A 23,496-nucleotide genomic window follows, 5' to 3' on the forward strand; every position below is an offset into this window, starting at 1 on the left:
GACAAGAAGACATTACTTTGCATATATGCCAATGGGGGTCAATGGTTGGATGCTCTGTTATGCATTACCAGAACAGGCAGCACAACAGTCATATAACTTCATTGAAGACTACGAAATAAGCTTTATGATCGTATTTATTGTTTTGGTGACCTTATTGATCCTGTATATTGTTTATGAGAATCATACAAGGAACAAAGAATTACTGAAATATGCACAAACTGACGCATTGACAGGAAATAATATCTCCATCAGTATCGGGATCAGCACAGCCCCACAAGACGGGGACTGCTACATGGATCTCTATAAACGCGCCGATCAGGCACTTTACCAGGCAAAACGAAGTGGAAAAGCAAGAGTGTGCAACTATTTCTCATGAAAATAGTCTTTTACCAATTTTACTACAGTTCCAGATAGAAGGAACAAAGCGATCAAGTTCGGAATCGCCATCAGACCGTTGAATGTTTCTGCGATACTCCAAAGCATTCCAAGGTCTACAGTAGCACCAAGGATCGCAACTAACGAATATACTAACATAAAAGGTTTGATAACCTTAGAAGAGAATAGAAACTCAATACAACGAGCTCCATATAATCCCCATCCGATAATGGTTGAAAATGCAAAGCAACATAACGCAACTGCAGTAAAGATGGAGATCCAGTTACCATAAGTAGAAGTAAATCCACTGATCGTAAGTTCAGCACCAGCATCCGCACCAAATCCAATTGGAATTCCACTGCAGAGGATGACCAAGGCTGTCAATGTACAGATTAAGATCGTATCAGTAAATACTTCAAAGATACCAAGAAGTCCCTGCTTTACAGGCTCTTTTGTATCAGCACAAGCATGAGCGATCGAACCTGTACCAAGTCCGGCTTCATTTGAGAAGATTCCTCGTGCGACACCCTTTTTCATACTCATAAAGAAACTTCCAACAATACCACCAGTCACAGAAGCAGGATGGAATGCTCCGTTAATGATAGAACCAAAAACAGCAGGCAGCTGATCAATATTTAAAACAACAACACCTAAGGCAAAGAAGATATAAATAAATGCCATAAAAGGTACTAATCTTTCAGCTACTTGTCCGATTCTTTTGATTCCGCCAAGTAAGATCAATGCCACAAGAATTGCAACAATGATTCCAATGATCAGATTCGCAGTTCCAACAGAAGACTGACTGATCACGTGGAAATTCAACAAAGCAGAATTGATTGCTGTTGTGATCGTATTTACCTGAGTAGCATTTCCAGTTCCGAATACTGTTAAAACTCCGAAAGCAGAGAATAGTACAGCAAGAAAATGCCAGTTTTTGCTAAGACCATTCTTGATATAGTACATAGGACCACCAACATAATCCCCTTCTTGGTTACGTTCTCTGAAGTGAACTGCAAGTGTTACTTCGGAAAATTTCGTACACATTCCAAGAATAGCAGAAATCCACATCCAGAAAACAGCACCAGGACCACCGATTGCGATCGCACCGGCAACTCCGGCAATATTTCCAGTTCCGACTGTGGAAGCGAGTGCAGTACAGACTGCCTGAAATGGAGTCATAGATCCGTCGGATGCATCTTGCTTCTTAAAGACACGACCAAGCGTTTCCTTCATTGCATAAGGGAATTTACGGATCTGTAAAAATTTTGTTTTGATCGTTAACAGTAATCCGACACCAATGATGCAGATCATGGCTGGAACACCCCAGATAAAGTTGTTCACGGCACTGTTAACTGATTGTATAAGCTCTAACATAAATCAAACCTCTTTCAAATTTCTTTTATTAATTTGTATCTGTTCTTATATAATAGATATTTACTCATTAAGATCCATCTTACCTTAAGGTGACATGGAACATGAACAGACACAAGTGCAATCATATCATATTTACAGAAAAAAGTACAGAATCTAATCTTGACAGAGAATTAATAGATATCTTCTATAGATTTATGAAAAAAATCTAACTTGTAAAATATGTAAATAAGGACTAAACTTATATTCATAATTATGTGTAGACTTGGAGGATGAAAGATGGAGAATGAAAAACCAATACTAAGAGGAGAGCTTGCATTGATGGTAGCAATCGTGATCAATAGTTTTAGTGTAGTACTGATGCTGTATTCAGGTTCTGGAATTTCGGCAATCTCAAGTGTACCTTATGCATTTTCGGAAGTATTTAAGGAGTTATCACTAGGTACATGGACATATATATTTCAGGGAGCATTGGTGTTAAGTCTGATGATCCTAAGAAGAAAGTTTGTACCATCTTATTTATTCAGCTTCGTTGCAGGATTTGCGTTTAGTGAATTATTAGATGTCAATGAATTATGGATTGGGATCCTGCCACAGACGATCCCATGCAGGATTGCGTATTTCCTGATCAGTTATTTCTTGTTAAGTATAGGAATTGCTTTAGAGAACAGATGCCAGCTTCCGATCATTCCAACGGATTTATTTCCAAGAGAATTATCAGAAATCATTGACAAACCATATGCAAGGGTTAAGATCATATTTGATGTTTTATGTCTTGCCACAACTGGGCTTTTAACATGTCTGATGCTTGGATATTTAGATGGATTAGGTATTGGAACGATCGTTGCTGCATTTACGATGGGTAAAATGGTTTCGATCACAGGCAGTTGGATCGATCAGAGAGTTACTTTTGCATCGGTCTTAAGTAAACAGACGATATAGGGAATTAAGAGAATAGAAATAAGAAAGATGATAAAATAAGATAGAACGGGTGATAGTTTTGAAACGATATATTTTGAATGATTATATTACAGACGATGTCAGAATGGTAAATCCAATGATGGAAATTAATGGTTTTAAAGTAAGACCAGGATTTTTTGATTTAAATGGAGCATTAGAATTTTCATGTGGGGTGAATTTTACAGTGCATACAAGCAATGGAACATCATGTGAGCTGCTATTATTTCATCCAGGAGAAGAAGAACCATATGCAATCATTCCATTTCCAGAATCATATAAGATCGGAGATGTCTATTCTATGATTGTTTATGATCTGAAATCTGAAGATTTTGAATATGCTTATCGTGTGGATGGACCATATGATGAACAAAAAGGATTACTGTTTGATAAAACAAAAGTTTTGTTGGATCCGTATGCTCAGGCTGTTGCAGGACAGGAAGTCTGGGGACATAAAAGAACCAGAACGTATCATGCAAGAGTTGTAAGAGATAGTTTTGACTGGGGTGTACAGCCACAGTCAAGCAGAGAGATGAGTGATCTGATCATTTATGAGTTACATGTCAGAGGATTTACAAATCATTCATCCTCAGGAGTCAAACATCCAGGAACTTTTGCAGGATTAAAAGAAAAGATCCCATATTTAAAAGAATTAGGGATCAATGCGGTAGAATTGATGCCGATCTTTGAATTTGACGAGATGATCAACGCAAGAGAAGTGGATGGGAAACAACTTGTTGAATATTGGGGATATAATACGGTTGATTTTTTTTCACCAAATGCTAGTTATGCAGCTGCTGAGGAAGTTAATAATGAAGGAAAGGAATTAAAAGAATTGATCCGTGAACTTCATGAAAATGGAATCGAAGTTATTCTGGATGTTGTATTTAATCACACTGCAGAAGGAAATGAAAATGGACCATTCTTCAGTTTCAAGGGATTTGACAACAATATCTACTATTTATTAACTCCAGAAGGTAATTATTATAATTTTAGTGGATGTGGGAATTCTCTAAATTGCAACCATCCAGTAGTACAGCAGATGATCCTTGAATGTTTAAGACATTGGACGGTTCATTATCGTGTAGATGGATTCCGATTTGATCTTGCAAGCATTCTTGGACGAGATGAAGATGGAATGCCAATGAATAATCCACCATTACTAAAAAGTCTGGCCTATGATCCACTTTTAAGGAATGTAAAACTGATCGCAGAAGCATGGGATGCAGGTGGATTATATCAGGTAGGAAACTTTCCAGCCAGCAAACGATGGGCAGAATGGAACGGACAGTACCGTGATACGATGCGAGGCTATCTAAAAGGTGATTTCTGGGAAGCTAACAGTGCTGCATGGAGAATTTGTGGTTCAGGTGACTTGTATGGCGGATATTACTCTGATGGAAACAGTAATTACGCTGGATACAATTCCTGTATCAACTTCCTCACATGTCACGATGGATTTACAATGTATGATCTCTATTCTTACAATAATAAACATAATGAGGCAAATGGTTGGAACAATACCGATGGGGCAAATGACAATCGAAGCTGGAATTGTGGTATGGAAGGAGATACAAAAGATCCGGAAGTACTCAAATTACGTTACCGCATGATCAGAAATGCTTGTGCTATCTTAATGTGCAGCCGTGGAACGCCAATGTTCTTCTCAGGCGATGAATTCGGAAATACGAAGTTTGGAAATAATAACAGCTACTGTCAGGATAATGAAATCTCATGGATTGATTGGAGCTTATTAGAGAAGAATAAAGATTTATTTGAATTCTTTAAATTTATGATCGATTACAGAAAAAAACATCCAGTTATCCGCAAGAAACTGGACAATGCAGTTTGCGGAATGGAAGCAATGCATGCACACGATGTTAATGCAGAACGTATGGAAGTACCACAAAATGCAAAAACACTGGCAGTAAGCTTTGCAGGATATGACCGCAAAAAAGGAAAAGACGATCTTGTATATGTAGCAGTCAATGCTTATTGGGAAGAAGTAAAGATTACACTTCCAAACCTTGCAAATCATGGAGCATGGTACTTAAGTGTGGATACTTATGGAGATGAGAAAGGAAAGTACTTCTATCAAGAAGGAGAAGAGATTCGCATTGATCGTGAATATGTGATGAAACCTCGGTCTATTGTGGTGTTTACTGGACGAGAAATTTTAAGATAAATTTTAATTTTAAATTTGTAGTTGGCTAACTGTAGATTTTGAGTATATGATAAAAAATAAATAAGCAACCGAAAGCGCAGCGGTGGAATTTTGCTCACATTTTGAACAAATCGCTGATCCGCCCAATTTCCTACGAAAACTCGCGTTGAAAGTTACTGAACCCAGTAGTCTTTGACGCTCAGACATTCGTCCAATTGGGCTGCGAATTTGTTCAAAATATGGCAAAATTCCAATGCTGCGCTTTCGGTTGCTTATTTAGTTTTTATCATATACCAGAAGTCTAAAGTGAGGACAATTATAAGATTGGAAAACTTATGTAGGTGTGTATGTTGAATGTTATTGTTTTCAATTTATGTAGTGGCAGACAGATATTATTATTGTCAATACAGTAAAACATACACACCTACCAGTGGTTTCGATAACTGAAATTATCAACCAATACCGTTTAACATACATTCTCTGTGTGGAGATTTGAATAGTGTTCTGTTGTATGGGATATAAATAAAAGAAAAAGAAAGATCATGAATAAGCAAAAGTGGCAATATGAGCACTTTTTGAATGCGTTTTTTACAAATTCGCAGCGTCCTGTGGTCGATTGTTTGAACGTAGCTGCGGGCATTTTGGCTCGCAGCCAGTGAGACAATATGTAATGACCCCCAAGTTTGTAGGATCGTGGATTTACCTGTATACTATGAATTGGAAACTAACAATGGTAACAGGGATTACCGCATACAAATTGGAGGTCATTATATGAATTATAACACAGTTTACGTAGGAATGGACGTTCATAAGGAAAGTTTTACTCTTTGTTCTTGCAAATATGAAGATGAAAAGGCATCTCATTACCAGAGAACACCAGCCAGTTACAAGAATGTATTAAGATATCTTGCATTTCTTCGCACTATATATGGAGAAGATACAAGATTTGTGTGTGGCTACGAAGCAGGATGCCTTGGGTATTCTTTGTATCATCAATTGGAAAATTTTAATGTGGAATGTGTGATCCTTGCACCAACTACAATGCTCGAACAACGCAGCAAAAGAAGGATTAAGACTGATAAAAGAGATGCAGAGATCATTGCAAAATCTCTGGCACAGCACAATTACAGTCCGGTACATATTCCAACGAAAATGGATAATCAGACAAAAGAATTCATCCGTATGCGTGATGATCATAAAGCGGAATTGAAAAAGATTAAACAACAGATCCTTGCCTTCTGTTTACGTCAGGGTTATCAGTATGATGGAAGTGGTAACTGGACAGCAAAACATGTGAAATGGCTGAGATCATTAAAAACAGAGGGTCTTTATAAAGAAATACTTGATGAATATCTGCTGACTTATACAATCCTGACAGATAAACTGAACCGTCTGGATCAGAGGATTGAAGAACTAGCATCCAAAGAAGAGTATAAAGAATCTGTCAGTAAGTTAACCTGTTTTCTAGGAATCAAGATACATACTGCGTTATCTGTAATTGTTGAAGTTGGAGACTTTCAGCGTTTTGTATCTGCACGAAAGTTTGCAGGGTATCTTGGATTGGTACCTGGACAACATTCCAGTGGCGATGACAGAAACGGACTTGGCATTACAAAAGCAGGGAACACCCATGTACGCAGACTGTTGGTAGAATCCGCACAAAGTTATACCCGTGGAAAGATCGGATATAAATCAAGAGTCTTAAGATCACGACAGGCGGGAAATTCACCGCAGATAATCAATTATGCAGACAGGGCAAATGAACGTCTGAGACGGCGTTATTACCAGATGGTTCTGAAAGATGGTAAAAAATATAATATTGCAAAAATAGCAGTTGCAAGAGAGCTTGCTTGTTTTATATGGGGAATGATGACAGATAATATTTACTGATATAAATATAGCACATTGATCACTATATCAAGACCAAGCCGCCAAAGGCGGTACTGCGTAGTCTTGACATACTGATCGATGTGCTAGAAATGATAATCAAGATGATGTAAGCCGGTCTCTGCCGCATACATCATCCAGCCTGTAATTAAAGTTGCAACTGAAGGCATCCCGAAAGAGTTTCGAATATGTTTAGGTTTGAACTATCTACGAGATAACTCTGTTGGCGCAGTAATATCTGTGATCCACGCCAGTGAGACAGCTAGAGTTCGCGGCGGACCATTGACCTGTCGGTAACCAATCCACGTATATCAGAGTGGCCAATGCCGGGAACTGATACATCGGAACTCTTTCTGGATGTCTTCAGAAACAATAAAATAAACATTTGTTGTGATTTCTGTTAATTTACTATTGACAAAAGTCATTACATATCAGTTATCGAAGGAACAGGCGCGGACCAGCGATTTGTAAAAAACGCTTTCAAAAATGCGGAGTGCCACTTTGCTTATTCATGATCTTTCTTTTTCTTTTATTTATATTCCATACAACAAAATACTACTTACAAATCTTTCCCAGTAAGCATCTCATAAGCCTGGAAATATTTATCGATTGTCTTATCAACAATGTCCTGAGGCAGTTTCCAGTCATGTTCGTTGCTCTTTAACCAGTCGCGGGCGAACTGTTTGTCGAAGGATGGCTGTCCATGACCTGGTTCGTATTCGTCTGCTGGCCAGAAACGAGAGCTGTCTGGTGTTAACATTTCATCTCCGATGACGATGTTACCGTTTTCATCAAGACCAAATTCAAATTTCGTATCTGCGATGATGATTCCGTGTTCTAATGCATAATCAGCACATTTCTTATAAAGTGCGATCGTCTTATCGCGTAACTGTTCAGCGTATTCCTGTCCTTTACCTGGGAATTCTTTCTCAAGAACTTCAATACTTCTTTCAAAAGAAATGTTCTCATCATGATCACCGATTTCTGCTTTTGTAGATGGTGTGTAGATTGGTTCAGGAAGTTTATCAGATTCTTTTAATCCTTCAGGAAGTTTGATTCCGCAGACTGTACCATTCTCCTGATAGCTTGCCCAACCGCTTCCTGTGATATATCCACGAACGATACATTCGATTGGAAGCATAGTAAGTTTCTTACACATCATGCTGTTTCCATCATATTTTTCCTGTTGGAAGAATTCAGGCATATCTTTGACATCAACAGAGATCATATGGTTAGGAACGATGTCTTTTGTAAGGTCAAACCAGAATTTGGACATCTGTGTTAAAACAGTTCCTTTCTTTGTGACATCATTCTTTAAGATGACATCAAAGCAGCTGATACGGTCAGTTGCAACCATGATCAGGCTGTCACCATTGTCATAAATCTCACGAACTTTACCTTCTTTGATCGGTTTCATTTCTTTCATTATTCATACCTCGCTGATAAATTGTATCAATGTTTCTCAAATTTTCACTCGTTGTTTACTAATATAACATCAATTGTTGAAAAAATAAAGTCTGGATTGGCGATTTCAGTATTTGTAATATATTTTGCCCTCGGTTCGTAAATCATATATAATGGTATGAGTGTCAAGAAGTATAATTTAAATGGAGGAAACTGATCGTTATTATGAAATTTTATTATGCCCCAATGGAAAGTATCACGATTTACTTATACCGAAACATTTACGAACAACTATTTGGAGAAATCGATAAATACTACACACCATTTATTATGCCAAATGGAAAAAGAACATTCAAAACAAGAGAATTTCAGGATGTATTGCCGGAACATAATGAAGGATTACATATCGTACCACAGATTTTAACGAAAAGTTCTGAAGATTTTATCAGAACAGCAAAAGAATTAAAAGAACTGGGATACGATGAAGTCAATTTAAATCTTGGCTGCCCGTCAAGAACCGTTGTAGCCAAACAAAAAGGCTCAGGATTCCTGCGAGAACCAGAAGTATTAGATGATTTCCTTACAGAGATCTTCGAAGCATTAGATATGAAGATCTCGATTAAAACAAGAATCGGATTAAGAGACACAGAAGAATTTGAAGAAATCTTAAGCGTCTACAACCGCCATCCAGTCTATGAACTAACGATCCATCCAAGACTACAGCAGGAATTCTATAAAGGAAAACCACACCTTGATGTCTTTGAATATGCAGTAAACCACAGCGAAAATCCACTCTGCTACAATGGAGATATCGTAACAAAAGAAGACTACGACAATATCACAACAAGGTTTCCAGATGTAGATGCAGTGATGATCGGAAGAGGTCTGTTAAGAAATCCAGCCCTTGTACGAGAAATCAAATATGGACAGAAACTGACCAAAAGAGAATTACTGAAAATGCATGATACACTTTATGAAGCATATCATGATTACCTAAGCGGCGACAAAAATGTTCTCTATAAGATGAAAGAATTCTGGAACAATGCAGCGGTCATGTTTACAAACCACGAAAAATACGCAAAGAAGATCCGTAAAGTTCAGACGTTAAAGAATTACGAACAGGCAGTGAATGCGTTATTTAATGATCAGGAACTGATCAAATAAAAATAAAAATCTAAATATACATATAGAAAGCCTATTGACAACACAAGCCCCAATATAATATAATCACTCAATAGGCAAAGACGGAGAAAAGTACCATAAATTATCGTTCCCAGTGAGTAGGCGATAGTGAGAATCCTGCAAAGTGAATTTATGCGAAGAACACTCCCGAGCATCAATCTGAACGCAGAACATGAATAGAACAAGATTCAAACCCTGTCAGTAGGTGCGACGTAAGCTGGGCGTTAACCGGCACACAAGAGAGACTGCAAGACAGTAAATCAGGTGGTACCGCGGACTAGAGATATACAGTTCGTCCTGAAGTAACAATTTCAGGACGGGCTTTTTTTGTACCTGATTTTAAGGTGACAGGGAACTAAGAAAACCGCCTGAACGCAAGATAGAGAATACAAGAAAAAGGAGAAAAGAAAATGTCAGACATGTACCGTACCAGAACCATGGACCAGATTTCTGAAGGTGACATCGGAGCACAATTAAAGATCGCCGGATGGGTAGAGAATATCCGTGACCACGGTGGAGTATCATTTATCGACTTACGCGATATGTATGGAGTGATGCAGGTTGTATTAAGAGATACAAGTTTATTAGACCATGTAAGAAAAGAAGAATGTTTATCTGTAGAAGGTGTGATCCAGCACAGAGACGAAGAAACATTTAACCCTAAGATTCCTACAGGAACGATCGAATTAGAAGCACACAAGATCGATATCTTAGGAAAAGTATACAGAGATCTTCCATTCGAGATCGCAACAAGTAAAGAAATCCGTGAAGATGTTCGTTTAAAATATCGTTACCTTGATATGAGAAACAGAAAGGTAAAAGATAACATTTTATTCCGTTCCAAAGTCATCCGTTTCTTAAGAGAAAAGATGGAAGACATGGGATTCGTAGAAGTTCAGACACCGATCCTTTGTGCATCATCACCAGAAGGAGCTCGTGACTACGTAGTGCCTTCAAGAAAATACAAAGGTAAATTTTACGCATTACCACAGGCACCACAGCAGTATAAACAGTTACTGATGGTATCTGGAATCGACAAATACTATCAGATCGCACCATGCTTCAGAGATGAAGATGCTCGTGCAGACCGTTCTCCAGGAGAATTCTATCAGTTAGACTTCGAGATGGCATTTGCAACACAGGAAGATGTCTTCAAGATCGGAGAAGAAGTATTAACAGAGACATTTAAGAAATTTGCACCAGAAGGAAGTGTGATCACAGAAGCACCATACCCAATCTTCAGCTACAAAGAAGCAATGCTGCAGTTTGGTAGTGACAAACCAGACCTTCGTAACCCATTAAGAATCATCGATGTGACAGACTTTTTCCAGAGATGTACATTCAAACCATTCCATGGACAGACAGTACGTGCGATCAATGTTCATGCAAAACTTTCCAAAGGACAGCATGAAAAACTGTTAAAATTCGCTCAGTCAATCGGTATGGGTGGACTTGGATACTTAGAAGTCAAAGAAGAACTGAAATACAAAGGACCAATTGATAAATTTATTCCAGATGATATGAAGATGGAATTAGCTGAAATGGCTGGATTACAGGAAGGAGATACGATCTTCTTCATCGCAGCACCAGAAAAAGCTGCTTGCATCTATGCAGGACAGATCCGTAATGAATTAGGAAGCAGATTAGACCTGTTAGAAAAAGACGCATACCGTTTCTGCTACATCAATGATTTCCCAATGTATGAAATCGATGAAGAAACAGGTAAATTAGGATTTACACATAACCCATTCTCTATGCCACAGGGTGGATTAGAAGCATTAAATGAAAAAGATCCATTAGATATCTTAGCATACCAGTATGATATCGTATGTAACGGAGTAGAATTATCATCAGGAGCCGTTCGTAACCATGACATGGAGATCATGGAAAAAGCATTCGACATCGCAGGATATGACAAAGAAACATTAAAAGACAAATTTGGAGCATTATACAATGCATTCCAGTTCGGTGCACCACCACATGCAGGAATGGCACCAGGAGTAGACCGTATGATCATGTTACTTCGCAACGAAGAGAACATCCGAGAGATCATCGCTTTCCCAATGAGCGGAACAGCACAGGATCTGATGTGCGGAGCACCAAACGAAATTACAGAACAGCAGCTTCGTGAAGTGCATATTAAGGTTAGAGATTAATTAGAGATTATAAGATTAAAAAAAAGACAGGAAACAGACCAAAGAAGGTCAGCTTCCTGTCTTTTTATTTACCAAAAAAATTTTACATGCTACAATAATAAAAAACAGACATCAAAGAAGGACACCAACATGAAGATCAAAAATGTAACAATCAAAGATTTTGACACAGCCTATGAATACATCAAAAAACTCTGGGACTACAACACCTACGACTATGAAACAACCAAAGAAGTCTACGAAAAAGTACTACAAGACGAAAACAGTTTTGCATTTTTGGCAATAGAAGACGATGGAACTTTTCATGGATTCTGCCATGGAGATTATTTTCAGACCTTCTGGATGTCAGGGCTTACCTGCTATGTATCAAGTTTGATCACAAACGAAGAAGACCGAGGTAAAGGATATGGTGTAAAATTATTAGATCATGCAAAGAAATTGGCAAAAGAACGAGGATGTAAAGCAATCACTTTAGACTCCGGACTGCCAAGAGTACAAGCTCACGGATTTTATGAACACTATGGATTTGAAAAAAGCTGTTATGGATTTGAATTAGCTTTGTAGAAGAAAGGAAAATTAATGAAAATATTAGTCAGTGCCTGCCTGTTAGGAATCGATTGCAAATATAACGGAAAAAACAACAAAAATGATAAAATCATAGAATTACTAAAAGACCATGAACTAATTCCAGTCTGTCCAGAGATCATGGGAGGACTGCCAACACCAAGAATTCCGGCAGAAATACATCAAAACAAAGTTATCGCAAAAGATGGCAAAGATGTTACAAAACAATACCAAAAAGGTGCCAAAGAGACACTAAAAATTGCAAAGTTATATAACTGTCACACAGCGATCCTAAAAGAAAAAAGTCCATCTTGTGGCTGTGGCAAAGTCTATGATGGAACATTTACAGGCACGCTGATCAATGGGGACGGAATCACAGCTAGATTATTAAAAGAACATGGAATCAAAATCACAGGGGAAACAACCTTAGATATCACAGAATAAAACAGTGAACAGTAAAATGAGGATCCAAATATGAACAACAAACAAAAACTATTAACCGCAACAGCGATCACAGGAACTATTGTCAGTGCATCTGCATTTACTGTCTTCGATTATGCGATCTGTCGAAGAAAAAAACAGCCAGATGTCCGTAAAAAAGAAAAATGGAAACCATATCTTGATTACGTTTTAAAAGAACAAGAATGGCTAAAAGAACACCAAGAACAAGAATTAAAAGAGATCAGATCAAAAGACGGACTAACACTACGGGCAGCCTACATCCCAAGAGAAAATACCAAAGGAACTATTATCTGCATGCACGGTTACCATTCAACAAACGATATCGAATTCGTACCGGAAGTCCGATTTCTATGGAATCTTGGATACAGCATTCTTCTTCCATGGCAGAGAAGCCACGGAAAAAGCGAAGGACGCTATATTACTTATGGAGTGAAAGAACGCCATGATCTCAAACGATGGATTTTGTATACCAATCGGCATCTGGCAGCCAAGAACAAAGATATTTTTCTATGTGGAATTTCTATGGGGTGTGCTACAACCTTAATGGCAGCAGATCTGGACCTTCCAGACAATGTAAAAGGAATTATTGCTGACTGCGGATTCACTTCTCCATGGGATATCATCAAACACGTAGCCAAAGAAAGATTTCATCTTCCACCATTTCCATTAATGTACATGGTAGATTTGATCAGTGAAGTAGTAGCAGGATTTGGATTGAAAGAAGTCAGCATCCCAGAAATCATGAAACGAAACAAGATTCCAGTGTTGTTTATCCATGGAGATGCAGACGATTACGTTCCGATGTGTATGACAATCAAAAATTATGAAGCCTGTGCATCAAAGAAAGAACTCTATATTGTTTCAGGAGCAGGACACGCACTAGCATTTTCAAAAGATATGGAAGAGGGAAAACGAAGAATCAAAAATTTCATAAATAAATATAAGACGATCTAAAATAAGAAGAACCATTCCGTATAAATGATGTTACAGAATGGTTCTTGTATTATAAATTTCCTAAAAAAACCTATTTTAAGATTATAAGATAACTTTCCGGCCGCTGTGTGATCTTGATTTCTTTCAGAATTCTAAAATTGGATTTTACAGCGAACTGTTTTACATATTCACGGTTTCTTGTATACATAATGATTGTTCCTTCAGGTCCAAGAACTCTTTTGGCAAATGGAAAGAACTTCTCATAAACCTCACGAATCTCCGCTTCTGTCTTCTGGCCAGTCGCATAAGGCATCTCCGTAAAGATTTCATCAAAAGGATAGTCATGGGTAAATGTAAAACAATCCTTATTGATATAATGAACGATCTGGTCTGCAAGATTTGTGTTATAGATCGCTTTCTCAATGGCTTCTGGAGAATGATCGATACCATAAGAAGTATTCCCTTTTACAACCTTCTGACGCTCGATCAGCATCGTACCAACCCCACAGAAAGGATCAAGAATCTGCGCATCTGGGATCATGTAATCTTTGGCAAGTTCCACAAGCAAAGCAGCATTGACTGGTTTGATACTTGTTGGAATGAACTCCTCGCGGTAACTAAAACGACGATCAACGATCGTATTTAATTTCACTAATAAATAATAATCCCCAGATTTACCTTCTATCATACGGATCTCAAATTCATAATGAGACGTAGAATTTCTTAATTTATGTGCTGTCAGCTCTTCTAATTTCGAAGCAACTTTCTTCGCAAATTTGGAACGTTCAGAAAGTGCCATACGGCTTTTCACTCCGATTCGGAAATAAAAAGGAAAATCCCCTTCATGAGTATTTTCTAATAATGCCATTAAATTCGAACCAGCGATCACGGATGCAGCAACATCAGCATCAGGTTTACATGAAACCATGCCTGGAATCTGAAATAACAATTCATTGTATGTGCGGATCGGTAATAAACGATTCAGATGATTTGTCTTTACACGCACGCCCATTTTTGAAGAAGCAGCTGAAGATTCTTCCATCAAGGCAGCAGTAATTTCCGGGTGTAATGGGTTAGTGCGGAAAATACAATGAAATGTCTGGCGGCCGCCTAAAAATCTATGCTTCTTAAATGGTTCGATAGTATTGATCAGTTCAGAAAGTGCATGAAGTTCATGTTCTACATGCTTTTTCTCATCGTCAGAAGCTTCATAAAGAGATAATTCTTCATAACGTTTTCGGAAAACATCTACATAAGGAGCCGCATTTAAAGATTTTAAAGCAGTTAAATAAGCCTCTTTTGCAAAACGTGTATCTTCTGTCTGATAAGCATGAAATACAGCATCGCTTTCAGAAGAAAGTGCCAGATCACCGATCAAAAGAGCAGCATTTTTTCTTGTTTTTGCATCTTCATTTTCTAAAAATACGGATAAGTCCAGATCACCATCATGGATCCAAGACAACAAAAGCTCTCTTTTAGAAGAATCTTTGATCTCCTGACGCAGGGAACTTAAAGACTGACGTACTTCGATATTTTGATTTAATCTTTTACATAAACGATTGATCATATATACATTCCTTTTCTAAATAATGTGTATAAGGAAAAGTCCTTAAAAACTATAAAAACAGTATACCTTATTGAAATAATTTTTGCAAAAAAAGTGAAAATCATGCTATAATAATACGTAACCAAGGGAATAATAGGTAAGGAAGTATATGAAACATATAACGATCAAGAGAGCAGAGCAGGCAGATGTCGATGTGATCATGCAATTGATGCAAGAAGCAGTGGATACTGTGAAGGTTTCCGATTGGTTTCTGCCAGATAACAGACAATATATAGAAGAACACATAAGCGACCGGGGATTTACATTGAAGGCTTTATCAAGTAACAATGAGATCTTGGGCTTTTTTATTGTCGATCTTCCGGGAGAGTCAAAACATAATCTTGGATATGATCTGAATTATGACGATCATAAGATACACAAAGTTGCACATATGGACTACGCAGTTGTGACAAGTAAAGCAAGAGGTTTGGGGCTTCAGAGAAGATTTTTCAAAGAGGCAGAGAAACAATTAGAAGACACGATATATGAATACTTCCTTGGAACCGTTCATCCGGATAATATCTACAGTCGGACAAACTTTGTCAAAGCAGGTTACAGGGAAGCAAGACAAATGTCAAAATATGGTGGTATGCAACGTATCATCATGGAAAAGGAGAAATGACTATGAGTGATCAGTATGATGTTATTATGATCGGAGCAGGACCTTCTGCTATATTTTGTGCTTATGAATTAAAGAGAAATAAGCCAGATATGAAAGTTCTTATGATCGAAAAGGGACGAAGGATCGAAAGAAGAGCCTGTCCAAAACGAAATACAAAGGTATGTGTTGGATGTAAACCATGCTCTATCACAACAGGATTTGCCGGAGCTGGAGCATTTTCTGACGGTAAATTATCTTTATCTCCAGATGTAGGAGGGAACCTTCCAGAGATATTAGGATATGACAGAACGATCGAATTATTAAAAGAATCCGATGACATTTATTTAAAATTCGGAGCTGATGAGAAAGTATACGGAATTGATGAAGCGGAAGAGATTGCAAGCATCCGTAAGAAAGCAATTCAGGCGAACTTGAAGCTGATCGAATGTCCGATTAGACATTTGGGAACAGAAGAAGGGTACAAGATCTACTCAAGACTTCAGGAACATTTATTAAATGAAGGTGTTGATATGATCTTTGATACCATGGTCAAAGATATCATCATTGAAGATGGGGTTGCAAAGGGTGTTGTCACAGACAAAGGTGAGACATATACAGCCGATGAGATCGTAGCAGCCGTAGGACGAGAAGGATCTGAATGGCTAAGCGGAATCTGTAGAAAATACGACATTGAAACACAGGTAGGAACCGTTGATGTCGGAGTCCGTGTAGAAGTTCGAGACGAGATCATGGAAGAATTAAATAAAAGTCTTTATGAAGCAAAACTTGTTTATTACACGCCAACATTCGACGATAAAGTCCGCGTATTCTGCAGCAATCCATCGGGGGAAGTAGCAACAGAATATTATGAAAATGGTCTGGCAGTGGTAAATGGTCATGCATACAAAGCAGACGAATACAAGACAAACAACACAAACTTTGCATTACTAGTATCTAAGAACTTTACAAAACCATTTAAAGAGCCGATTCAATATGGAAAACATATCGCACAGTTAAGCAATATGCTTTGTGATGGCAAGATCTTAGTACAGAGATTTGGAGATTTTGTGAGAGGAAGAAGAACAACCGAAGAACGTCTGGTAAGAAATAACATTACACCGACATTAAAAGATGCTGTTCCAGGAGATCTTTCACTTGTATTCCCATATCGAATCATGAAAGACATCGAAGAGATGATCTATGCATTAGATGAAGTAACACCAGGTATGGCAAGTGATGAGACACTTCTTTACGGTGTAGAAGTTAAATTCTATTCAAATAAGATCTTAACAAACAAAGACTTTGAAACTAATATCAAAGGACTACGCGCAATCGGTGACGGAGCATCTGTAACAAGAGGATTACAGCAGGCATCTGCGAATGGATTAAGCGTTGCGAAGAGTATCTTAAATAAATAAAATATCAAATAAAAATATTAAAACAAAAATCCCTGACAGGTTTCTAAACCATTAGGGATTTTTCTGTTTGAGAATCCTGCAAAGAATGATTCTTCCTTATAAAAAAATTATTTTTTGAATTTAGGATGTTTTTCATAGAAAGCTTTGTTCGCCTGCTCTCCTGCAAGGATCAATCGATGAAGTCCTTCTTTAGGACATAAAGTTCCAGTATATCCCATCATGGAAAGAACCTGCATGATATGTGTGTAGTATACACCAGTACTTTCTTTGGATACTTCATAAAGCTGATCCATCGTGATCGGATATTCATCCATCAATGACTGATAAGATTTTGTGACAGCATCGGATAATTTCTTTAAGTCTTTGCTTAAAGAATGCTGAAGCCGGTCAGTGTCAATCGGATAATAACATAAAATATGAACATTCGTCTGTGTCTCCTCATGCCATGCGTTTGCCTCGACGGCAGGAATCGCATGAACACCAAGCTCTTTCCCAAGTCTTACAGCTTCCGGAATGGAATGTGTTGATTCGTGGTCAGAGATTGCAATATAATCAAGGCCGATACGTTTCGCATAAGGAATGATCTGGTCAACACGCATAGCACCATCCGATAAAACGGTGTGACAATGTAAGTCTGCTTTTATATAAAAAATACCTCCAAAATATTTATTCCATTTTCTTTAAGATCGTTAAAATATTAGATAATGACTGATGAAATAATTCCTGATCTTCTTTTGACAGTGATTCAAAACGTTTGGAAAGGTATTCTTTGACAAGCGCTTTTTCCTGAAGGATCAGCTGGTTTCCTTTCTCTGTGAGTTTTACATAAACCATTTTTCTGTTTTCATCACTTCTAAAACGTGTGACATACTCATCCTTCACAAGTGGAGAAACGGCTCTTGTAGCCTGTTCCTTAGATGATGCCAGATAAGAAGATAACTGTGACATATTCAATGAACGACCTCCAGACAGTGCAAATAAGATAAGAATCTGTGTTTTGGTAAGATCCATGGAAGGTATGTCGATCGTGTTTAAAAGAAATTTCTGACAGATTGGAAAAATTTCAAAAAGTGCAGAAACATCATTCAATGTAAATCCCTCTCTTTCGATGTTTTTCTAACTAAAAGTATACCACTTTATGAATAAAAATCAATAATCAACAAAAATCAATATTTGACAAAAGTCAAATAAAAAGATAAAATAGGAGAAACACTATAAAATGACCTTGATCAAAGGAGGTAACCTATGAGTGAAACAACAACACAGATGCAGGATTTTCTGACACGCCAGGCGAAAGTCTGCCATGATAATTGTGAGATAGAGAAAGATCTGTACAAAGAGCTGGGAGTGAAACGAGGACTCAGAGATGTCGATGGAGTCGGCGTTCTTGCAGGTCTTACGAATATATCCTGTATTCAATCCAGTGAGATGATCAATGGAGAGAAAGTACCTTGTGAAGGAAAGTTATTTTATAGAGGATATAATATATATGAATTAGTCGATGGATTTATGAAGAGAGGCGAATTTGGATTTGAAGAAATCACCTATCTTTTACTATTTGGAAAACTGCCGGATGAAAAACAATTGAAAGAATTCAGAGAAATTTTGGCACAGAGTATGACACTTCCAAAGAATTTCACAAGAGATGTTATTTTAAAGGCACCATCGAAAGACATTATGAATACGTTGACAAAGAGCATTTTAACACTGGCATCGTATGATGATAAAGCATCTGATATTTCTATGGAAAATGTATTAAGACAATGTCTGATGTTGATCAGTGTTTTGCCGATGATGGCAGTTTATGGATATCATGGTTACAATCATTACGTCAATGATGACAGCCTGTACATCCATCGTCCAGATCCAAACTGTTCCATGGCAGAAAATATTTTAAGAATGCTGCGTCCAGACAAATCTTATACAGAATTGGAAGCCAGAGTGTTAGATATTGCACTCGTTCTTCATATGGAACATGGAGGAGGAAATAACTCAACATTTACAACCCATGTCGTGACATCTTCAGGATCAGATACATATTCAGTGATCGCAGCTGCACTTTCATCATTGAAAGGTCCCAAACATGGAGGAGCGAATATCAAAGTTGTTGAGATGATGCAGGATTTAAGAAAAAATGTGGATGATATCAGTGATGAAAGTCAGGTAGAAGAATACTTAAGAAAACTGCTGCACAAAGAAGCATTTGACCAAAAAGGACTGATCTATGGAATGGGGCATGCAGTATATAGTATTTCAGATCCAAGAGCGCAGATTTTCAAAGCTTTTGTAAAGAAACTGGCCCTTGCAAAAGAAAGAGAAAAAGATTTCGAACTCTATTCTATGATTGAAACATTGGCACCAAAAGTAATCGCAGATGAACGAAAAATCTACAAAGGGGTCAGTGCAAATGTCGATTTCTACAGTGGATTTGTGTATAGTATGTTAGATATCCCATTGGAATTGTTCACACCGATCTTTGCGATGGCAAGAATCGTTGGATGGAGTGCCCATCGTTTGGAAGAATTAACAAATGTGGATAAGATCATTCGTCCTGCGTATCAGAGTGTACAAGATGAGAAAGAATATATTGAGATGGAAGATCGATAAAAAAGAGGGATTCCCTCTTTTTTTATGCAAAAATATAAGCTTATAAAATGAGGAAAACCGGAGACGAGGAGGGTCTCCGGTATTATGAAAAAGTATGAAAAAAAGTTTTAGCTAAGTAAGTTTGTTTGTTACTTGCTATGGTTTTAGTATACTCAGTAAATGTGAAAGAATTGTGTCTAAAAAATGATGAATTTATGTTTTTTGGTCATATTTTGAGAAATTCAGTGATTCCATATGCAACTCCGTCCTTGTCATGATGTTTTGTGATAAAGGTCGCAGCATCCTTACATTTTGAAGAAGCATTTTCCATGGCAATTCCGATACCAGCTTCTTTTAACAGATCAATGTCATTATCACCATCACCAAAGGCAGCGGTTTCTCCAGGTTTTAGATTCAAATATTCCCGAATAAAACGAAGTCCGGAATGTTTTCCGGCATCTTTATGAGAAATCTCGATCAGCTGCGAAACAGAAGAAGTAATATAGATCTCATCACAATTATATTTAAGTTCATTCCAAATGAGCTGCTTTTGCTGCTCGCCAGAGACAACAATATCCATACTGTCAATATGATCAATATGTTCTCGAATAAAAGAAATAATATCATCAATAGGAATTCTTGTAGATTGGATGTAAGGAATTGCTTGTGGAGTTGTACTATAGGAAACAGGATCTTCCACATAAGCTTTCAGGGCATAAGCTTTGCCATCAATAAAAACTTCAAGGGCAGTCTCATGCTGTTTAGCAATCTGAATTATACATTCAACGGAAGCAGGTGTCATCTTATATTCATGAAGACAGGTGCTTGTAGGAATATGGTAAATGGCAGCACCATTAGAAGTAATTGCATATTCAATTCCAGGCACAGCAAGAACATCTTTAGGCAGCGTATCAAAAGAACGTCCACTTGCGATCACAATGTGAACACCATTTTCAATTGCATGACATAAAGCATTATAATTTCCGTCAGAAAGCCGTCCACTTGCATTTAATGTTGTACGGTCAAGATCAAGTGCAATACATTTTATATTCATAAGAAACCTCCAGATTTCGCATTTGTTATACATAGTCGATATTGTGTAATATATTTTACACATATGAAAATATTGTATCTTTTCTTTGAAACAATTACAATATACGAAAGGAGGAAAAATAAAAATGGGAATGACAACATTATGCTATATAGAAAAAGATAACAAATATCTGATGCTGCATCGCATCAAGAAAGAACATGATATCAATAAAGATAAATGGATCGGAGTCGGTGGTCATTTTGAACATGGAGAAAGCCCGGAAGACTGCATGTTTCGTGAAGTTATGGAGGAAACAGGACTAACTCCATTGTCATATAGATTTTGTGGTATCGTCACATTTTTGTCCGATATGGGAACTGAAAAAGAAGCATGGGAATATATGTGTTTATACCATATCGAAGAATTCAAAGGCGAGATCAAAGAATGTGATGAAGGAGTACTAGAATGGGTAGACAAAGAAAAAATATTAGACCTTGATCTGTGGGAAGGTGACAGGTTATTTTTACGCTATATGCAAGAAAGAAGATCATTTTTTTCGTTGAAATTGGTATATGAAGAAGGAAATCTGGTGCAAGCAGTCGTAGATGGAAAAGACTTGGAATTTTTTGATATCTTAGATGAAAATGGAAACAAAACAGGAAAGATCAAAGAGAGATCTTTGGTCCATGAAGATGGAGATATCCATGGAACTGTGCATATCTGGATCAGAAGAAAAACAGAAAAAGGATATGACCTGTTACTCCAAAAACGAAGCAAACAAAAAGACTCCTTCCCGGGCTGCTACGACATCTCATCCGCAGGTCATATCAGCGCAGGCGATGAACCATTAGAAACCGCATTAAGAGAACTAGAAGAAGAACTAGGGATCAAAGCAGAACCAGAACAACTTAAAAAAGTATGTATGCATGAAGGAAGCATGAATGGAAACTTCTATGGAAGAGAATTTAAGAATCATGAGATCAGCACGGTTTATATGTATGAAGAAACAGTGGATATTACAAAACTTAAACTACAGAAAGAAGAAGTCGAAGAGGTTATGTGGATGGATCAAGAAGAACTGATTCAGAAAGTGAGAGATGGTGGGATTCCAAATTGTATATACTTGGATGAAGTAGAGAAAATTTAATTTGTATGAGTTGAAGGTCATTGAGTATTTAGAGAAAAAATGAAAGATAGCCTGTGAGCAACACGAATTCCATTGACGGAGTTTTGACAGAACGCTTATCCGCTGGATCTCCTGCAATAACTCGCGTTCAAAGGTACTGAAACCAGTAGTCTTTGACGCTCAAACAATTGCCCGATCCAGCTGCGATTCCGTCAAAACTCCTATGGAATTCGATTGTTGCTCACAGGCTATCTTTCATTTTTTCTCTAAATACTTGAAGACTTTCAATCATAAAAATAAGAAAATTTAAGCTGATGGATGTATGTTAAACATTATTGTTTTTTATTTTGACAGTGGCAGACAGATACTATTATCGCCAATACAGTAAAACATACACACTGTGTAGTGATTTGAATAGTGTTTTGTTGTATGAGTCAGAAAGAAGATAAGAAGAACTATTTATAAGGATCCAAGGTGACAACATGAGCACTTTTTGAATGCGTTTTTTACAAATTCGCAGCGCCCTGTGGTTGATTGTCTGACCGTAGCTGCGGGCATTTTGGCTCGCAGCCAGGGAGTTATCAAAGGAACAGGCGCGGATCGGCGATTTGTAAAAAACGCTTTCAAAAATGCGGAGTGTCACCTTGGATCCTTATAAATAGTTCTTCTTATCTTTTTTCTGACTCATACATGACCAACACTACCACTTCAAATCAGGATTGTATAAAAACGAATAATCTATAGAACTCTTACTAAATTATGCTATAATATACAAGATTAATCAAACAGTTTCAAAATGAAAGAGGGAGTATCAAATGAAAAGGTTATTATTAGTTTTAATGCTGATTCTGGGAGCAGTAATGATCACAAGCCGTCCGGTGGCGACTTATGCATATACAGATGAAGAAAAGCAGCAGGCGAAATCATGGCTGTCTTCGCATGGTTATCCACCAACAAGAGCAGGGGCAGAACAGGCATATCAGGATTATATGGATGGAAAGATTGATGTTCCAGAAGCAGATGCATATATGGGAAAGAACCAGAAAAATGACATAGAAGAAAAGAAAAATCCAACTGTGAAGACAGAAACAAAAAAAGATAAACAATCTAAAAATAGTACAACAAAACAAGAAAATTCATCTACAGAACAGACAAACAACAGTACAACATCTGCAAAAGAATCAACAACACAAGGAACAACAGAAACAACAACGACCAAAGTGACAACAGAAACAAAAGAACAGAAACAACAAAAAGAAGAAAAAAAGAAAAAAGAGCAGAAAGAAACAAAGAAAAAACACACAACAGGGATTGCGATCGGAGCAGCTGCAGTCGTGATTTTTGCTTTACTTGTAGTATTTATGCGAAAGAGAATGTAAAAAACGCTATGCTGAAGTGATAGAAAATTCACTTGACACAACAGTTAGCGAGTGCTATTCTATAAATAAATTACATAACGTCTTCAGGGCAGGGTGCAAGTCCCTACCGGCGGTTATAGCCCGCGAGCCTTATATGGCATGACTTGGTGAGATTCCAAGGCCGACAGTACAGTCTGGATGGAAGAAGATTTAAGAAGTGATATTGATCATCATGTCCTGGGATTTTTATAATTCCAGGATTTTTTATTTCAAAAAGAAATATCAAGATATCAAAAAGGAGTTCCTGAAGAATTAG

The 23,496-nt window shown here is 37.5% G+C and carries 20 protein-coding genes and 1 riboswitch; of the genes, 14 read left to right on the forward strand and 6 right to left on the reverse strand.

The genetic code is table 11. From position 1 onward, the window contains the following. Positions 1 to 49 precede the first annotated feature (49 nt). Positions 50 to 376: a diguanylate cyclase gene (locus QUE18_RS03165; protein ID WP_051040963.1), complete on the forward strand. Its 327-nt coding sequence runs from the start codon at positions 50 to 52 to the stop codon at positions 374 to 376. On the opposite strand, the gene QUE18_RS03170 is transcribed toward QUE18_RS03165, so the two are convergent. Continuing rightward, the gene (locus QUE18_RS03170) at positions 364 to 1,749 is read right to left on the reverse strand and encodes an alanine/glycine:cation symporter family protein (protein WP_009203903.1); all 1,386 of its coding nucleotides are present in this window, start codon (positions 1,747 to 1,749) and stop codon (positions 364 to 366) included. The genes QUE18_RS03165 and QUE18_RS03170 overlap by 13 nt on opposite strands. 276 nt (positions 1,750 to 2,025) lie before the next feature. Here QUE18_RS03170 and QUE18_RS03175 point away from each other — a divergent pair, with 276 nt between their 5' ends. From QUE18_RS03175 to QUE18_RS03185, 3 genes are all read left to right on the forward strand, one after another. After that, positions 2,026 to 2,688, forward strand: a complete 663-nt coding sequence (locus QUE18_RS03175) for a DUF6198 family protein (RefSeq protein ID WP_009203902.1) — start codon at positions 2,026 to 2,028, stop codon at positions 2,686 to 2,688. 103 nt (positions 2,689 to 2,791) lie between these two features. After that, entirely contained in the window at positions 2,792 to 4,888 is a 2,097-nt protein-coding gene (locus tag QUE18_RS03180) for a glycogen debranching protein (protein ID WP_009203901.1), read from the forward strand. A gap of 750 nt (positions 4,889 to 5,638) precedes the next feature. Beyond that, entirely contained in the window at positions 5,639 to 6,757 is a 1,119-nt protein-coding gene (locus QUE18_RS03185; RefSeq protein WP_044925645.1) for an IS110 family RNA-guided transposase, read from the forward strand. 556 nt (positions 6,758 to 7,313) lie between these two features. Here QUE18_RS03185 and QUE18_RS03190 read toward each other — a convergent pair. Then, a complete protein-coding gene (locus QUE18_RS03190; RefSeq protein WP_008394307.1) occupies positions 7,314 to 8,180 on the reverse strand; it encodes a phosphoribosylaminoimidazolesuccinocarboxamide synthase in 867 nt (288 codons plus the stop codon). A 203-nt stretch (positions 8,181 to 8,383) separates the two neighbouring features. Here QUE18_RS03190 and QUE18_RS03195 point away from each other — a divergent pair, with 203 nt between their 5' ends. The 5 genes from QUE18_RS03195 to QUE18_RS03215 all read left to right on the forward strand — a co-directional run bounded on the left by QUE18_RS03195 (position 8,384) and on the right by QUE18_RS03215 (position 13,473). Beyond that, positions 8,384 to 9,322 (forward strand): tRNA dihydrouridine synthase, encoded by a 939-nt coding sequence (locus tag QUE18_RS03195; protein WP_009204151.1) that lies wholly within the window; start codon positions 8,384 to 8,386, stop codon positions 9,320 to 9,322. A gap of 428 nt (positions 9,323 to 9,750) precedes the next feature. Then, the gene (gene aspS / locus QUE18_RS03200) at positions 9,751 to 11,496 is read left to right on the forward strand and encodes an aspartate--tRNA ligase (protein WP_009264700.1); all 1,746 of its coding nucleotides are present in this window, start codon (positions 9,751 to 9,753) and stop codon (positions 11,494 to 11,496) included. Between the two features lie 129 nt (positions 11,497 to 11,625). Beyond that, the gene (locus QUE18_RS03205) at positions 11,626 to 12,057 is read left to right on the forward strand and encodes a GNAT family N-acetyltransferase (protein ID WP_009204150.1); all 432 of its coding nucleotides are present in this window, start codon (positions 11,626 to 11,628) and stop codon (positions 12,055 to 12,057) included. 15 nt (positions 12,058 to 12,072) lie between these two features. Further along, complete coding sequence (locus tag QUE18_RS03210) at positions 12,073 to 12,501, forward strand: 2-thiouracil desulfurase family protein (RefSeq protein WP_009204149.1); 429 nt, start codon at positions 12,073 to 12,075, stop codon at positions 12,499 to 12,501. A 30-nt stretch (positions 12,502 to 12,531) separates the two neighbouring features. Further along, positions 12,532 to 13,473, forward strand: a complete 942-nt coding sequence (locus QUE18_RS03215) for an alpha/beta hydrolase (RefSeq protein WP_009204148.1) — start codon at positions 12,532 to 12,534, stop codon at positions 13,471 to 13,473. Positions 13,474 to 13,543: 70 nt separating this feature from the next. Here QUE18_RS03215 and QUE18_RS03220 read toward each other — a convergent pair whose 3' ends face one another. Next, positions 13,544 to 15,019 (reverse strand): TRM11 family SAM-dependent methyltransferase, encoded by a 1,476-nt coding sequence (locus QUE18_RS03220; RefSeq protein ID WP_009204147.1) that lies wholly within the window; start codon positions 15,017 to 15,019, stop codon positions 13,544 to 13,546. A gap of 148 nt (positions 15,020 to 15,167) precedes the next feature. Between QUE18_RS03220 and QUE18_RS03225 the strand changes: the two genes are divergently transcribed. Both QUE18_RS03225 and QUE18_RS03230 read left to right on the forward strand, forming a co-directional pair. Further along, positions 15,168 to 15,680 (forward strand): GNAT family N-acetyltransferase, encoded by a 513-nt coding sequence (locus tag QUE18_RS03225; RefSeq protein ID WP_009204146.1) that lies wholly within the window; start codon positions 15,168 to 15,170, stop codon positions 15,678 to 15,680. Then, positions 15,677 to 17,077, forward strand: a complete 1,401-nt coding sequence (locus tag QUE18_RS03230) for an NAD(P)/FAD-dependent oxidoreductase (RefSeq protein ID WP_009204145.1) — start codon at positions 15,677 to 15,679, stop codon at positions 17,075 to 17,077. Before QUE18_RS03225 ends, QUE18_RS03230 begins: the two co-directional genes overlap by 4 nt. 107 nt (positions 17,078 to 17,184) lie before the next feature. Here the strand turns inward: QUE18_RS03230 and QUE18_RS03235 are convergent, their stop codons facing one another. Together QUE18_RS03235 and QUE18_RS03240 are read right to left on the reverse strand one after the other, a co-directional pair. Further along, complete coding sequence (locus QUE18_RS03235; RefSeq protein ID WP_331489811.1) at positions 17,185 to 17,730, reverse strand: PHP domain-containing protein; 546 nt, start codon at positions 17,728 to 17,730, stop codon at positions 17,185 to 17,187. Positions 17,731 to 17,743: 13 nt separating this feature from the next. Next, positions 17,744 to 18,166, reverse strand: a complete 423-nt coding sequence (locus tag QUE18_RS03240) for a MarR family winged helix-turn-helix transcriptional regulator (protein WP_022091496.1) — start codon at positions 18,164 to 18,166, stop codon at positions 17,744 to 17,746. A gap of 156 nt (positions 18,167 to 18,322) precedes the next feature. Here QUE18_RS03240 and QUE18_RS03245 point away from each other — a divergent pair, with 156 nt between their 5' ends. Then, a complete protein-coding gene (locus QUE18_RS03245; protein ID WP_008394326.1) occupies positions 18,323 to 19,684 on the forward strand; it encodes a citrate/2-methylcitrate synthase in 1,362 nt (453 codons plus the stop codon). Between the two features lie 205 nt (positions 19,685 to 19,889). On the opposite strand, the gene QUE18_RS03250 is transcribed toward QUE18_RS03245, so the two are convergent. Continuing rightward, complete coding sequence (locus QUE18_RS03250) at positions 19,890 to 20,717, reverse strand: HAD family hydrolase (RefSeq protein WP_242852740.1); 828 nt, start codon at positions 20,715 to 20,717, stop codon at positions 19,890 to 19,892. A gap of 124 nt (positions 20,718 to 20,841) precedes the next feature. On the opposite strand from QUE18_RS03250, the gene QUE18_RS03255 reads away from it, so the two are divergent. Then, positions 20,842 to 21,843: an NUDIX domain-containing protein gene (locus QUE18_RS03255; RefSeq protein WP_154663018.1), complete on the forward strand. Its 1,002-nt coding sequence runs from the start codon at positions 20,842 to 20,844 to the stop codon at positions 21,841 to 21,843. 794 nt (positions 21,844 to 22,637) lie between these two features. Beyond that, entirely contained in the window at positions 22,638 to 23,201 is a 564-nt protein-coding gene (locus tag QUE18_RS03260; protein WP_154662996.1) for a hypothetical protein, read from the forward strand. A 75-nt stretch (positions 23,202 to 23,276) separates the two neighbouring features. After that, positions 23,277 to 23,394, forward strand: a riboswitch (FMN riboswitch). Positions 23,395 to 23,496: the final 102 nt, after the last annotated feature.

Source organism: Anaerostipes hadrus ATCC 29173 = JCM 17467 (assembly GCF_030296915.1).
Lineage (GTDB): Bacteria > Bacillota > Clostridia > Lachnospirales > Lachnospiraceae > Anaerostipes > Anaerostipes hadrus.

What these genes read in the sequence shown, in the direction of transcription:
- QUE18_RS03165 (WP_051040963.1), top strand. Translation starts at nt 50, where the DNA reads ATGCTCTGTTATGCATTACCAGAACAGGCAGCACAACAGTCATATAAC.
- QUE18_RS03170 (WP_009203903.1), bottom strand. Translation starts at nt 1,749, where the DNA reads ATGTTAGAGCTTATACAATCAGTTAACAGTGCCGTGAACAACTTTATC.
- QUE18_RS03175 (WP_009203902.1), top strand. Translation starts at nt 2,026, where the DNA reads ATGGAGAATGAAAAACCAATACTAAGAGGAGAGCTTGCATTGATGGTA.
- QUE18_RS03180 (WP_009203901.1), top strand. Translation starts at nt 2,792, where the DNA reads ATGGTAAATCCAATGATGGAAATTAATGGTTTTAAAGTAAGACCAGGA.
- QUE18_RS03185 (WP_044925645.1), top strand. Translation starts at nt 5,639, where the DNA reads ATGAATTATAACACAGTTTACGTAGGAATGGACGTTCATAAGGAAAGT.
- QUE18_RS03190 (WP_008394307.1), bottom strand. Translation starts at nt 8,180, where the DNA reads ATGAAAGAAATGAAACCGATCAAAGAAGGTAAAGTTCGTGAGATTTAT.
- QUE18_RS03195 (WP_009204151.1), top strand. Translation starts at nt 8,384, where the DNA reads ATGAAATTTTATTATGCCCCAATGGAAAGTATCACGATTTACTTATAC.
- aspS (WP_009264700.1), top strand. Translation starts at nt 9,751, where the DNA reads ATGTCAGACATGTACCGTACCAGAACCATGGACCAGATTTCTGAAGGT.
- QUE18_RS03205 (WP_009204150.1), top strand. Translation starts at nt 11,626, where the DNA reads ATGAAGATCAAAAATGTAACAATCAAAGATTTTGACACAGCCTATGAA.
- QUE18_RS03210 (WP_009204149.1), top strand. Translation starts at nt 12,073, where the DNA reads ATGAAAATATTAGTCAGTGCCTGCCTGTTAGGAATCGATTGCAAATAT.
- QUE18_RS03215 (WP_009204148.1), top strand. Translation starts at nt 12,532, where the DNA reads ATGAACAACAAACAAAAACTATTAACCGCAACAGCGATCACAGGAACT.
- QUE18_RS03220 (WP_009204147.1), bottom strand. Translation starts at nt 15,019, where the DNA reads ATGATCAATCGTTTATGTAAAAGATTAAATCAAAATATCGAAGTACGT.
- QUE18_RS03225 (WP_009204146.1), top strand. Translation starts at nt 15,168, where the DNA reads ATGAAACATATAACGATCAAGAGAGCAGAGCAGGCAGATGTCGATGTG.
- QUE18_RS03230 (WP_009204145.1), top strand. Translation starts at nt 15,677, where the DNA reads ATGACTATGAGTGATCAGTATGATGTTATTATGATCGGAGCAGGACCT.
- QUE18_RS03245 (WP_008394326.1), top strand. Translation starts at nt 18,323, where the DNA reads ATGAGTGAAACAACAACACAGATGCAGGATTTTCTGACACGCCAGGCG.
- QUE18_RS03250 (WP_242852740.1), bottom strand. Translation starts at nt 20,717, where the DNA reads ATGAATATAAAATGTATTGCACTTGATCTTGACCGTACAACATTAAAT.
- QUE18_RS03255 (WP_154663018.1), top strand. Translation starts at nt 20,842, where the DNA reads ATGGGAATGACAACATTATGCTATATAGAAAAAGATAACAAATATCTG.
- QUE18_RS03260 (WP_154662996.1), top strand. Translation starts at nt 22,638, where the DNA reads ATGAAAAGGTTATTATTAGTTTTAATGCTGATTCTGGGAGCAGTAATG.